The following is a 13276-nucleotide window of genomic DNA, read 5'->3' as shown; positions in this document are numbered from 1 at the left end:
AAGCCCTCCCCGTTGTGGGGAGGGGTTGGGGAGGGGTCTTGTCAAGAGCTCTATGGATTGACCCGCCGCAGCGTCAGATTGAGGCGGCCGCCGTTCTTCAATAGCGTCGAGGTGTTCGGATAGATGCGGTCGACGCCGTGAAAGGCCAGCCGTCCCTCGCCGCCGAGGACGACGATGTCGCCGCTTTCGAGCTTGAACGAGCTGGTCTGGCCGCCGCGCGTCCGGCCGCCGACGCGGAAAAGACAGCTATCGCCGAGCGAAATCGAGACGACGGCCGTTTCCAGGTCGCGCTCGTCCCGGTCCTGATGCAAACCCATCCGGGCCTCGGCGGAATAGAAGTTGACGAGACATGCCTCGGGCTGTTTGTCGCTCGCCGAAACCGCCCGCCAGATGTCGATCAGGGCATCGGGAATCGGCGGCCAGCGCTCGCCGGTGACCGGATGATGCGGCTGATAACGGTAGCCGCCGTCGCGATCGGTGACCCAGCCTAGCGAGCCGCAATTGGTCATCCGCACCGACATAGGCTTACCGGTTTTCGGCATTTCCGGAATATAGAGCGGCGCCGCGGCGACGACGTCGCGGATGGCCTCCACAAGCTCCTCCTGGCGCGACCGGTCGAGATAGCCGGGAATATGCCTGACGCCTTTCGGCAGCACCTGCATTGCGATACCCCTGTCGGTCAATATCGTGGCTCGTTCGCCCGCGGAGGGCCACGCGAAGCGCTCGATAGGATGTAGCGCCCGCTGTTCCTGAGGACTACCCGAAAGCTGCGATGTCTGGGCGGCCTCAATCGCCGGCCGGGCGGCCGCGCAGCTTCTTGATCTCGCCGCGGCCGGATTTCTCCTTTAGCCGCCGCTCGATGGAACCGCGCGTGGGCTTGGTCTTCTTGCGCGGCGGGGGCGGCGGTTCGGCGGCCTTCAGGATCAATTCCTTCAGGCGGTCGCGGGCGTCCTCGCGGTTGCGCTCCTGGCTGCGAAAGCGGCTGGCCTCGATCATCAGCACGCCGTCCTTCGAAACCCGGCGGCCGGCAAGCTTCAGGGCATTGGCCTTGACGCGATCGGACATCGATGGCGAGGCCTGGATGTCGAAGAAGAGCTGGACGGCGGTCGACACCTTGTTGACGTTCTGGCCGCCGGGGCCGCCGGCCAGCACGAATTGCTCCGTCAGCTCCCAGCCGGCAATAACGATGTTTTCGCTGATGTAAAGCGGTTCGCTGGCCATGTCTGCTCCTTACCGGTCTATCGCACAGAGTCGTGCGTTTGAGAACGGCTCGGAGACAAAACGTGAAACCCGGCCACAAGGACCGGGTTTCACGTGAATCATGGCCAAGAGTCTTATTCAGCGGCGAGCCTGGTGCCGGGAGCCGCATCGCGCACGCTGCCGTCGACATGGCTCTCGAACTTGGCGAAGTTGGCGATGAACATGTCGACCAGCCGGCGGGCCTGGGCATCATAGGCCGAACCGTCAGCCCAGGTGGAACGCGGGTCGAGAATGCGGTCGTCGACGCCAGGCACCGCGACCGGCACCGCGAAGCCGAAATTCGCGTCCGTGCGGAAGGAGGCGCTGTTCAGCGACCCGTCGAGCGCGGCCGAAAGAAGGGCGCGCGTCACCTTGATCGGCATGCGGCTGCCTGTGCCATAGGCGCCGCCAGTCCAGCCGGTGTTGACGAGCCAGCAGGTGACGCCGTTCCTGGCGATCAGGTCTTTGAGCAGGTTGCCGTATTCGGACGGATGGCGCGGCATGAAGGGAGCGCCGAAGCAGGTCGAGAAGGTCGCCTCCGGTTCGGTCACGCCCTTTTCCGTGCCGGCCACCTTGGCGGTGTAGCCGGACAGGAAGTGGTACATGGCCTGTTCCGGCGTCAGCTTGGCGATCGGCGGCAGGACGCCGAAGGCATCCGCCGTCAGCATGATGATCGTGCGCGGCTGCGGCGCCGTGCCGGTCTCGCTGGCATTCGGAATGAAGTCGAGCGGATAGGCGATGCGGGTGTTTTCCGTCAACGAGCCATTGTCGAAGTCGGGTGCGCGCCGCTCGTCGAGAACGACGTTTTCCATCACCGTGCCGAAGCGCCGCGTCGTCGCGAAAATCTCCGGCTCGGCCGCTTCCGACAGGCGGATCGCCTTGGCGTAGCAACCGCCCTCGAAATTGAAGACGCCCGTTTCGCCCCAGCCATGCTCGTCATCGCCGATCAGCGTGCGGTTCGGATCGGCCGAAAGCGTCGTCTTGCCGGTGCCGGAGAGGCCGAAGAAGATCGCCGTGTCGCCGGCCGGGCCGACATTCGCCGAGCAGTGCATCGGCATGACGTCCTTCTTCGGCAGCAGATAGTTGAGCACGGTGAAGACCGATTTCTTCATCTCGCCGGCATAGGACGTGCCGCCGATCAGCACGAGGCCCTTGGTCAGGTCGCAGGCAATGATCGTCTCGCTGCGGCAGCCATGGCGCGCCGGATCGGCCTTGAAGCTCGGCAGATCGATGATCGTCAGCTTCGGCAGGAACGTCGCCAGCGCCTGGCGCGGCGGACGGATCAAGAGATTGCGGATGAACAACGAATGCCAGGCATATTCGGTGACGACACGCGTCGGCAGAGCATTCTCTGCATCGGCACCGCCGACGAGGTCTTGCACATAGAGCGACATGCCCTTGGCATGCGCCAGCATGTCCTGGCGCAGAAGCTCGAATTTCTCCGGCGAGATGGCGCTGTTGTTGTCCCACCAGATCTGATCGGTTGTCGCCGCATCGCGCACGACATACTTGTCCTTGGGCGAGCGGCCGGTGTGCTGACCGGTGCGGGCGCAGAGCGCCCCATGGGACGTCAATTGCGCCTCGCTGCGGCGAAGGGCTTCCTCATAAAGCTCCGCTGCCTCGAAGTTGTAGCGAACGACCGAGAGGTCGGAAAAACCGATCGTTTCCAATCCGTTCGAGGGGTTGCGGGTGCCGAGTTGCTCCATGGTCAAGCTTCCTTCGTCTCTGGCCAATGGCGTTGAATTTCCTTGGAACATACCGGCTCGGTTTGCTCAAGACAAGATAGCTAAGCCTAAAAGAATAATGATATCAGTATATTAATCGATTTAAAGAATATTATGCGTTTTTTAATCGGTTGAACCGCGACTTGCTGATGTCAATTCGAGACGTTCCCCGAAGGCCGTGCCGGTCCGCGCTTTTTGCGCTTCGCCACAATTTGTTCCACCTTTATACTCAAGTAACGCAGCCGTGACTCGCGCGGCCGCCGCTTCGAAGAGCGGATGCCGGCGCCGGACCCATAAAGACGGAGTTGAAACACGATGCAGACCATCGCGCTTGTCGATGACGACCGCAACATCCTGACATCGGTATCCATCGCGCTGGAAGCCGAGGGCTACAAGGTCGAAACCTATACCGATGGCGCTTCCGCGCTCGAGGGCCTTTTGGCGCGCCCGCCGCATCTGGCGATCTTCGATATCAAGATGCCGCGCATGGACGGCATGGAACTCCTGCGGCGGCTCCGGCAGAAGTCCGACCTGCCGGTGATCTTCCTAACGTCGAAGGACGAGGAGATCGACGAGCTCTTCGGCTTGAAGATGGGCGCCGACGATTTCATCACGAAACCCTTCTCGCAGCGGCTGCTGGTCGAGCGCGTCAAGGCGATCCTGCGCCGCGCACCGGCCCGCGACGCTGCAGCAGCCGGGGCCGTTGGCCTCGCCAAGACCGCCGATGCGCCGTCGCGCTCGCTGGAGCGCGGGCAGCTTGTGATGGACCAGGAGCGGCACACCTGCACCTGGAAGAGCGAACCTGTCACGCTCACCGTCACCGAATTTCTCATCCTGCATTCGCTGGCGCAGCGCCCCGGCGTGGTGAAGAGCCGCGACGCGCTGATGGATGCCGCCTATGACGAGCAGGTCTATGTGGACGACCGGACGATCGACAGCCACATCAAGCGGCTTCGCAAGAAGTTCAAGATGGTCGACGGCGACTTCGATATGATCGAGACGCTCTACGGCGTCGGCTATCGCTTCCGAGAGACCGCCTGAGGGCGGGGCTTGCCTTCGCGTCGAATGTGGATCATTGAGAACCGGCGCGGCGGCCGAACGCGGTCCTGGATCGCGCCAAGCCGCCTCGAGCGGTTCTGAATCGCAAGTTGCGACCATTTCCGCCAGGGCCGTCGGCTTTGCCGCCAGATGTTTGACCTCAAGCCGTAACTTCGGCGCTCCGATCGCGGCAACGGCGGGCGGACGGCCGGGGATGCGGTGAGGGGCGGCAGGTCGGCCCTGGCCGGCCCCGCAAAACGAAACGGACGGCGAAATTCGTCGCGGGAGCAAGAAGACTTGGTAGAAGTCTTGCAGGGCGAGATCGAAGATTCGGACGGGCGGTCGTCGGCGCTGCGCGGGAAGCGTCGATGGGCGCATCCGTTCACGCTGATCCGGCGGCTGTTCGGCAATGCGGTCTTCTCCAGCCTGACGCGGCGCATCGTCTTCTTCAACCTCGTCGCACTCGTCGTCCTGGTCGGCGGCATCATGTATCTGAACCAGTTCCGCGAGGGCTTGATCGACGCCCGCGTCGAAAGCCTGCTGACCCAGGGCGAAATCATCGCCGGCGCCATCTCCGCCTCGGCCTCGGTCGACACGAACTCGATCACCATCGATCCGCAGAAACTGCTCGAACTGCAGGCCGGCGAGAGCATCACCCCGCTGCCGAGCGACGAGGATCTGGAATTCCCGATCATCCAGGAGCGGGTCGCGCCGGTTCTCAGGCGCTTGATCTCGCCGACGCGGACGCGCGCCCGCCTGTTCGATGCCGACGCCGATCTTCTGCTCGATTCGCGCCACCTCTATAGCGGCGGCCAGGTGCTCCGTTTCGACCTGCCGCCGGTCGATCCTGAGACGTCGAGCTTTTCGGAGAAGTTCAGCACCTGGTTCAACCGCCTGCTGCAGCCGGGCGACCTGCCGCTCTACAGGGAGCCGCCCGGCGGCAACGGCTCCATCTATCCGGAGGTGATGAACGCGCTGACCGGCGTACGTGGCGCCGTCGTGCGCGTTACCGAAAAGGGCGAGCTGATCGTGTCCGTGGCAGTACCGGTGCAGCGCTTCCGCGCGGTGCTCGGCGTGCTGCTGCTCTCCACCCAGGCGGGCGACATCGACAAGATCGTCCATGCGGAACGCCTGGCGATCATCCGCGTCTTCGGCGTCGCAGCGCTCGTCAACGTCATTCTGTCGCTGCTCCTGTCGTCGACCATCGCCAATCCCTTGCGCAGACTGTCGGCCGCGGCCATACGCGTGCGTCGCGGCGGCGCCAAGGAGCGCGAGGAAATCCCGGACTTCTCCTCCCGTCAGGACGAGATCGGCAATCTCTCGGTGGCGCTGCGGGAAATGACGACGGCACTCTACGATCGTATCGCGGCGATCGAGAACTTCGCGGCCGATGTCAGCCACGAGCTCAAGAATCCGCTCACCTCGCTCCGGAGCGCCGTCGAGACCCTGCCGCTGGCGCGCAACGAGGACTCGAAAAAGCGGCTGCTCGATATCATCCAGCACGACGTCCGGCGCCTCGACCGGCTGATCAGCGACATTTCCGACGCTTCGCGGCTCGATGCCGAACTGGCGCGCAGCGACGCGAAGAAGATCGACCTGGAAACGCTGCTGGGCGACCTGGTCGACATTTCCCGGCAGATCCGCGGCAAGAAGAAGCCCGTGCTCTTCGACCTGGTCGTCGACCGCAAGGACAATCCGAAGGCAAATTTCATCGTCAGCGGCTATGAGCTGCGCATTGGACAGATCATCACCAATCTCATCGAGAACGCCCGCTCCTTCGTGCCGGAGCCGAACGGCCGGATCGTCTTGCGGCTCACCCGTTCGCGATCGCGCTGCCTCGTCTATGTCGAGGACAACGGCCCCGGCATCCAGGCGGAAGACATCGATCGGATTTTCGAGCGCTTCTATACCGACCGGCCGGAGGGTGAGGATTTCGGCCAGAATTCCGGCCTTGGCCTGTCCATTTCGCGCCAGATCGCCGAGGCGCATGGCGGCACACTCAAGGCGGAAAACATCGTCGACAGAAGTGGAGCGGTAACCGGCGCCCGCTTCATCCTTTCCCTTCCCGCCGAGCCGCACGCGTGAACGGCCCGGCCTGCAACATTCACGGCACCGCGATCGTGCTCGGCACGACCGGCTTTCTCATCACCGGCCCTTCCGGATCAGGAAAGTCCGCCCTGGCGCTCGCCTGCATCTCCGAGGTCAGGCGCCGCGGCCGCTTCGCGGCCCTCGTCGCCGACGACAGGGTGGACCTGACGCTCGCAAACGGGCGGATCGTGGCGCGCTGCCCGCCAGCGATCCGCGGCCTGATCGAGGTCCGCGGCAGCGGCATAGCGGAGGTCGAAACCCTCTCCGCCTGCGTGCTCGACTGGGCGATCCTGCCGGTGCGCGCGCCTTTCGATCCGCGCCTGCCGCCCGAACAGGAGGAACTGCAGCTGGAGATTGGAAGGAACCTGCCGATGCTGCGCGCTCCGATTGAAGCCCTGCTCTCGCCGATGGATACCCTTGCGGCGCTCTTGCCTGAAAAATTAGTCCTTTAGCCTTATCGGGAGGCAGGGCGACTGCTTTTTCGGCATTTTTGGCTTGCACTTCGGCTTTTCCTTGCCAAGATGGCCGCCCCAACAGGTGGACGAAATTGCTGCATTGCGATATCTGACCATCGACGAGTTGCACTGCAGTTGGAGCAAAGATACCCATGATCGGACTTGTGCTTGTCACTCATGGCAAGCTGGCGGATGAGTTTCGGCTTGCTTTGGAGCATGTCGTCGGTCCGCAAAGAGCTATCGAGACGGTGTGCATCGGCCCCGAGGACGACATGGACCAGCGGCGTCAGGATATCCTCGACGCCGTCGAAAGTGCCGACGAAGGCAACGGCGTCATCATCCTGACCGACATGTTCGGCGGCACGCCCTCCAATCTCGCCATTTCCGTGATGCGCAGCGGCATCGTCGAAGTGATCGCCGGCGTCAACCTGCCGATGCTGATCAAGCTCGCGGGCGTCCGCGGCGAAAGCGACATGGACAAGGCCCTCGTCGAGGCGTCCGAGGCGGGCCGCAAATACATCAACGTCGCCAGCCGGGTCCTGAGCGGAAAATAATGGACCACCTCTCCGAAACGGCGCTGACGCGCGAACTGCTGATCGTCAACAAGCGCGGCCTGCATGCACGGGCCTCGGCGAAATTCGTGCAGACGGTCGAGGCTTACGACGCCGAGATCACGGTCTCGAAGGACGGCATGACCGTCGGCGGAACTTCGATCATGGGGCTGATGATGCTGGCCGCCAGCACCGGATGCACGGTCTTCGTCACCGCAAGCGGCAACCAAGCCGAGGAGGCGCTCAACGCCCTCGACGCGCTGGTGCGCGACAAGTTCGGCGAGGAAATGTGAGCCGCTGCCGCGGCGCGGACACGCACCTACCCGATTATATAAAGATATAAAGACCTCTTTATATGGCGGTTGCCCTATCCGGCGATTCCTGATAGACCGGGCGCACTCTCCCGATGCATTGCGTGCAAGGGAGGCATCGTCTGCCGCCGGACTCCGTGGGGACCGACGCGGCCCAAGAGATCCAGCCTGGAGAACTCCATGACCGCCACTCAGGACTATATTGTCGCCGACATCGGGCTTGCCGGCTTCGGCCGCAAGGAAATTGACATCGCCGAAACGGAAATGCCGGGCCTGATGGCCTGCCGCGAGGAGTTCGGCGCATCGAAGCCGCTGAAGGGCGCGCGCATCACCGGCTCGCTGCACATGACAATCCAGACGGCCGTGCTGATCGAGACACTGGTTGCGCTTGGCGCGGAAGTCCGCTGGGCCTCCTGCAACATCTTCTCGACGCAGGACCACGCGGCAGCGGCGATCGCCGCAAGCGGCGTTCCGGTCTTTGCCGTCAAGGGCGAGACACTCGAGGAATATTGGGCCTATACGGACAAGATCTTCCAGTGGGCCGATGGCGGCTTCTCCAACATGATCCTCGACGATGGCGGCGACGCCACCATGTACATCCTGCTCGGCGCCCGTGCCGAAGCCGGCGAGAACGTGCTTTCGAACCCCGGTTCGGAAGAGGAGGAAATCCTTTTCGCCCAGATCAAGAAGCGGCTTGCCGGCTCGCCGGGCTGGTTCACCAAGCAACGCGACGCCATCAAGGGCGTGACGGAAGAGACGACCACCGGTGTCAACCGCCTCTACCAGCTCCAGGCCAAGGGCCTGCTGCCCTTCCCGGCGATCAACGTCAACGACAGCGTCACCAAGTCGAAGTTCGACAACAAATACGGCTGCAAGGAATCGCTCGTCGACGGCATCCGCCGCGGCACCGACGTGATGATGGCCGGCAAGGTCGCCGTGGTGTGCGGCTATGGCGACGTCGGCAAGGGCTCGGCCGCCTCGCTGCAGGGCGCCGGCGCCCGCGTCAAGGTCACCGAAATCGACCCGATCTGCGCATTGCAGGCCGCCATGGACGGCTATGAAGTGGTGCAGCTCGAGGACGTCGTCTCGACCGCCGACATCTTCATCACCACCACCGGAAACAAGGACGTCATCCGCATCGAGCATATGCGCGAGATGAAGGACATGGCGATCGTCGGCAATATCGGCCACTTCGACAACGAGATCCAGGTTTCCGCCCTCAGGAACCTCAAGTGGACGAACGTCAAGCCGCAGGTCGACCTGATCGAGTTCCCGAAGGGCAACCGGCTGATCCTGCTTTCGGAAGGCCGCCTCCTGAACCTCGGCAATGCCACCGGCCATCCGTCCTTCGTGATGTCGGCCTCCTTCTCCAACCAGGTGCTGGCGCAGATCGAGCTCTTCACCAAGGGCGGCAACTACAAGAACGAGGTCTATATCCTGCCGAAGCAGCTCGACGAGAAGGTCGCGCGCCTGCATCTCGCCAAGCTCGGCGCAAGGCTGACGGAGCTTTCGGAAGAGCAGGCCGACTATATCGGCGTGAAGCCGCAGGGCCCGTTCAAGGCCGAACACTACCGGTACTAATCCTTACCCGGGCAATCCACAACATCTTGTGGCCGCGATCTTGACAAGAGATCGCGGCCGCTTTTTTGGGCGCTGCACTTTCCGGCGAATCTTCAAAGAAGTATTGTTTAACTCATTGATTCGTGACGCTGGAGGGGCTGACGGCGTTGCGGGCGGGGATGTCTTGTCGGACAGCGGCAAACAGACGGAGACAGACCGGGGATGCAATCGGAACGGACGCAAACCCTCTTCGAGGGTTTCGGGCATGGCGACGCAAGGTCGGCGGCACCTTGCGGATCAACGGGGTCGGCGCCATGAAGACGGAACAATCCAGATTTTTCGGCGGCAGGGCTTCCGCACTGGTTCGGCGGCTGCTCGCCGGCACGACGCTTCTCGCGGCGACCGATGCGGCCGCCCAGGCTTCCGCTCCGGTTGCCAGATCGATTTTCGGCACCTCCGAAGTGGTGACCTTCTCCGTCCTGATCGGCGTGATCTCCGCGGCGATGCTCTCTGCGATCTGGCTCATCCGCCAGCGCGGCAATATCGAAGCGGAGAACCGTGCCCTGCGCGCCGATCTTTCGGACGCTAACCAGCGGATTTCACGCTTCCAGGCGCTCATTGCCGACAAGAACCGGCGAATCGTCGTCTGGGACGGGCTGGCGGAGCGGCCGGAATTCCTCGGACAGCTTCCGCTCGAGACCGGCGCGCCGCAGGACGACCGCGATTTTCTCGCCTTCGGGCGCTGGATCAAGCCGCAGTCGGCAGGCCAGCTGGAAAAGGCGATCGAAGCCTTGCGTGCCCAGGCGCAAAGCTTCGACCTGGTGCTGGAGACGCAGCGCAACGAGGTGCTGGAGGCACAGGGCCGCGTTTCCGGCGGACGGGCCTTCGTGCGCTTCGTCGCGCTCAACAATCTGAGGGCCGAGCTCGCCGAACTGAAGCTCGAGCGCGACCAGCTGCATGCCTCGCTCTCGACATTCCGCACGCTTCTCGATGCGATCGACCTGCCGGTCTGGCAGCGCGGCGCCGACGGCAAGCTCGAATGGGTCAACGAGGCCTATGCCGAGGCGGTCGACGCGCGCAGCCCGGCGGCGGCGACGGCCGAGGCGCGTGAATTGCTCGCAACGGCGGCGCGCGAAAAGATCCGCGCCGTCTCGACCTTCGAAACCCCGTATCGTGACAAGGTCTCGACCGTCGTCAAGGGCAACCGGACCTTCTTCGATGTGGTCGACGCCCGCACCCCGGCCGGGTCGGCGGGCATCGCCGTCGACGTTTCCGGCATCGAGGCGGTGCGCGAGGAACTGGCGCGGACGCTCAAGAGCCACGCCGAAACGCTCGACCATCTGGCGACGCCGGTGGCGATCTTCGACGGCAATCAGCGCCTGCAATTCTACAACCAGGCCTTCCAGCGTCTCTGGGAGCTGGACATGGGCTTCCTGGAACGAAAGCCTGACAATGGCGAAGTGCTCGACCGGCTGAGGGCCGGCGGCAAGCTGCCGGAGCCGCTGAACTGGAAACAGTGGAAGGCGAACGCACTTTCGGTCTATCAGGCGCTCGACACGCAGTCCGACCTCTGGCACCTGCCGAACGGGCAGACGCTCCGCGTCTTCGCGACTGCGCGGCCGCAGGGCGGCGCCACCTGGGTCTTCGAGAACCTGACGGAAAAGGTCGATCTCGAAACCCGCTACAACACGCTGGTCCAGGTCCAGGGCGAAACGATCGATCATCTTGCTGAAGGCGTCGCCGTGTTCGGGCCCGACGGGCGCATCCGGCTATCGAACCCGGCCTTCCGAGCGATCTGGGGCATCAGCGAGGCGGAGGCCAAGCCCGGGACCCACATCCGTGCCGTCGAGCAGGCATGCCTTCCCTCCTACGAGCAGCCGGACGGCTGGAAGCGCTTCGCCCATATCATCACCAGCTTCGACGACGAGCGGCCGTCGAGTCGCGGCGTCCTCGAGCTGCGCACCGGGCTGATCCTCGACTATGCCGTCATTCCGCTGCCCAATGCCCAGACGATGCTGACCTTCGTCAACATTACCGACAGCGTCAGGGTCGAGCGGGCGCTGACGGAAAAGAACGAGGCGCTGCGCAAGGCCGATGCGCTGAAGAACGATTTCGTCCACCACGTCTCCTACGAGCTGCGCTCGCCGCTGACCAACATCATCGGCTTTGCCGATCTGTTGAAGACGCCGGCGTTCGGCGAGCTCAACGAGCGCCAAGCGGAATATGTCGACCATATCGCCACCTCCTCCTCGCTGTTGCTGACGATCGTCAACGACATCCTCGACCTCGCGACGGTGGATGCCGGCATCGTCGAGCTCGACATGTCCGAGGTGAACCTTATCGACCTGCTCGACGATGTTGCACAGCAGATGGCCGAACGGCTCGTCGAGAGCGGCGCGTCGCTGAGGATCGACGCCCCCGACAATCTCGGCCGCATCACGGCCGACCAGCAACGCCTGAAGCAGGTCTTCATCAAGCTCCTGACCAACGCCGCCAATTTCGCGCCCGAAGGCAGCACCATCGACCTCCAATGCCGGCGCGAAGGTAACGACTTCGTCTTTTCCGTCACCGATACCGGACCGGGCATTCCGCAGGACGTGCTCAACACCGTGTTCAACCGCTTCGAGAGCTACGGCCAGCGCGGCGGCGCCGGACTGGGCCTGTCCATCGTCGAAAGCTTCGTCAGCCTGCATCACGGCACCGTTTCGATCCGCAGCAAGGAACGCGAGGGGACGGAAGTCACCTGCCGCATTCCTTCCGCCGACATGCCGAAGATCATCGCGGCGGAATAGATGAAGTCACTCGAACGCCTGCTGCAGGACGAGGCCACGACGATCGAGCTCGGCGAGGACCTCGCACTTGCCTTGAAGGCCGGCGACTGCGTCGGGCTTTCGGGCGATCTCGGCGCGGGGAAGTCGACCTTCGCACGCGCCTTCCTCCGGGCAATGGCCGACGACGCTTCGCTCGAGGTGCCGAGCCCGACCTTCACGCTCGTTCAGAGCTATGAGCTGCGTATTCCCGTCGCCCATTTCGATCTCTATCGCCTCGCCGACGCTTCCGAGCTCGACGAGCTCGGCTTCGACGAGGCGCTCTCAGAGGGCATCTGCCTGGTCGAATGGCCGGAGAAGGCCGAGGAGGCGCTGCCGGCGAACCGGATCACGCTCGCCTTGACGCATGAAGGTGATGGGCGTCGCGTCCGCATCACCGGGCCGGAGGCGGCCGTCGAGCGGATTGCCCGCTCCCTCGCGATCCGGGCTTTTCTCAAAGAGGTCGGCCATCCCGGCGCGAGGCGCCGGCACCTGAGCGGCGACGCCTCGGCGCGGGCCTATGAGCGGATCCATACGGCCGATGGTGAGCCGGCGAAAATCCTGATGGACGCGGCGAAGCACAAGCCCGGCCCGATCCTCCAGGATGGCAAATACTATCAGCAGCTCGCTCATATCGCCGAGGACGTCGTTCCCTTCGTCGCCATATCGACGCTGTTGCGCAAGCGTGGCTTTGCGGCACCGGCAATCTACGCGCGCGATCTCGCGCAGGGCTTGCTGCTTATAGAGGATCTGGGCTCGGAGGGGATTCTCGACGCCGCAGGCCGGCCCGTTGCAGAGCGGTACATGGAGGGCGCGCGGCTGCTTGCCCGCCTTCATGTCGCCCCGACCGAGCGCGACATCGCGGTCGCCAACGGCATCGTCCACCACGTTCCGGACTTCGATCGCACGGCGATGAAGATCGAAACGAGCCTCCTGATCGACTGGTACCTGCCGTGGAAACGCGGACTACCTGCCTCCGAGGCCGAGCGGAACGACTACTTCGCCATCTGGGACCGGCTGATCGACAGTCTCGGCTCGGCCGAAAAAAACCTGCTGCTGCGCGATTTCCATTCGCCCAACATCCTGTGGCGGCCGGAACGCGAAGGTCTCGATCGCATCGGCATTATCGATTTCCAGGATGCGATGATCGGGCCGACGTCCTACGACGTCGCTTCGCTGGTGCAGGACGCGCGCGTCACGATCGGTCCCGAACTCGCCGACCGGCTGCTTAGCGCCTACAGGGCCGAACGCAAGCTGCACGGCGCCTTCGACGAGGATTCCTTCCTGCGCGACTGGCACATCATGGCGGCGCAACGCAATTGCAAGCTCGCCGGCATCTGGGTGCGGCTGAAAGAGCGCGACGGCAAGCCCGGCTATCTGAAGCACATGCCGCGCACCTTGACCTATCTGCAGCATGCACTGACACATGAAGTGCTGACACCCTTGCGCGATTGGTGCATTAAGGCTGGAATCCTGCCTAGCGAATCAGCCAACTGACAGGAA

11 protein-coding genes are annotated in these 13276 nt (G+C 63.7%); 8 read left to right on the top strand and 3 right to left on the bottom strand.

Annotation, left to right across the window (positions count from 1 at the left end; all coding sequences use genetic code 11):
- Window positions 1–50: 50 nt before the first annotated feature.
- The 3 genes from NXT3_RS00235 to NXT3_RS00225 form a co-directional block, all read right to left on the bottom strand.
- Window positions 51–662 carry an alpha-ketoglutarate-dependent dioxygenase AlkB gene (locus NXT3_RS00235; RefSeq protein WP_037418546.1) on the bottom strand — a complete coding sequence of 204 codons (612 nt, stop codon included), beginning with the start codon at window positions 660–662 and terminating at the stop codon, window positions 51–53.
- Between the two features lie 124 nt (window positions 663–786).
- Complete coding sequence (gene arfB / locus NXT3_RS00230; RefSeq protein WP_037418543.1) at window positions 787–1221, bottom strand: alternative ribosome rescue aminoacyl-tRNA hydrolase ArfB; 435 nt, start codon at window positions 1219–1221, stop codon at window positions 787–789.
- 113 nt (window positions 1222–1334) lie between these two features.
- Window positions 1335–2945 (bottom strand): phosphoenolpyruvate carboxykinase, encoded by a 1611-nt coding sequence (locus tag NXT3_RS00225; protein WP_037418540.1) that lies wholly within the window; start codon window positions 2943–2945, stop codon window positions 1335–1337.
- Between the two features lie 333 nt (window positions 2946–3278).
- On the opposite strand from NXT3_RS00225, the gene chvI reads away from it, so the two are divergent.
- The 8 genes from chvI (at window position 3279) to tsaE (ending at window position 13270) form a co-directional block, all read left to right on the top strand.
- Window positions 3279–4004, top strand: coding sequence for a two-component system response regulator ChvI (gene chvI / locus NXT3_RS00220; RefSeq protein WP_037418537.1), 726 nt, complete (start codon window positions 3279–3281; stop codon window positions 4002–4004).
- A gap of 348 nt (window positions 4005–4352) precedes the next feature.
- Complete coding sequence (locus NXT3_RS00215) at window positions 4353–6086, top strand: sensor histidine kinase (RefSeq protein ID WP_234819770.1); 1734 nt, start codon at window positions 4353–4355, stop codon at window positions 6084–6086.
- A complete protein-coding gene (locus NXT3_RS00210) occupies window positions 6083–6541 on the top strand; it encodes an HPr kinase/phosphorylase (protein ID WP_097525998.1) in 459 nt (152 codons plus the stop codon). Before NXT3_RS00215 ends, NXT3_RS00210 begins: the two co-directional genes overlap by 4 nt.
- Before the next feature lie 155 nt (window positions 6542–6696).
- Window positions 6697–7098, top strand: a complete 402-nt coding sequence (locus NXT3_RS00205) for a PTS sugar transporter subunit IIA (RefSeq protein WP_037418529.1) — start codon at window positions 6697–6699, stop codon at window positions 7096–7098.
- On the top strand, window positions 7098–7388 hold the full coding sequence (locus NXT3_RS00200; RefSeq protein WP_037418526.1) for an HPr family phosphocarrier protein: 291 nt from the start codon (window positions 7098–7100) through the stop codon (window positions 7386–7388). Before NXT3_RS00205 ends, NXT3_RS00200 begins: the two co-directional genes overlap by 1 nt.
- Before the next feature lie 198 nt (window positions 7389–7586).
- Entirely contained in the window at window positions 7587–8987 is a 1401-nt protein-coding gene (gene ahcY / locus NXT3_RS00195) for an adenosylhomocysteinase (protein WP_037418523.1), read from the top strand.
- A gap of 293 nt (window positions 8988–9280) precedes the next feature.
- Window positions 9281–11758 carry a PAS domain-containing sensor histidine kinase gene (locus tag NXT3_RS00190; protein ID WP_037418602.1) on the top strand — a complete coding sequence of 826 codons (2478 nt, stop codon included), beginning with the start codon at window positions 9281–9283 and terminating at the stop codon, window positions 11756–11758.
- A complete protein-coding gene (gene tsaE / locus NXT3_RS00185; RefSeq protein WP_104838610.1) occupies window positions 11759–13270 on the top strand; it encodes a tRNA (adenosine(37)-N6)-threonylcarbamoyltransferase complex ATPase subunit type 1 TsaE in 1512 nt (503 codons plus the stop codon).
- Window positions 13271–13276: the final 6 nt, after the last annotated feature.

Source organism: Sinorhizobium fredii (assembly GCF_002944405.1).
In the GTDB taxonomy this organism is placed as follows: domain Bacteria; phylum Pseudomonadota; class Alphaproteobacteria; order Rhizobiales; family Rhizobiaceae; genus Sinorhizobium; species Sinorhizobium fredii_C.
The sequence above is the reverse complement of the archived record's forward strand: the minus strand, read 5'-3'. Positions and strand labels throughout refer to the sequence as shown.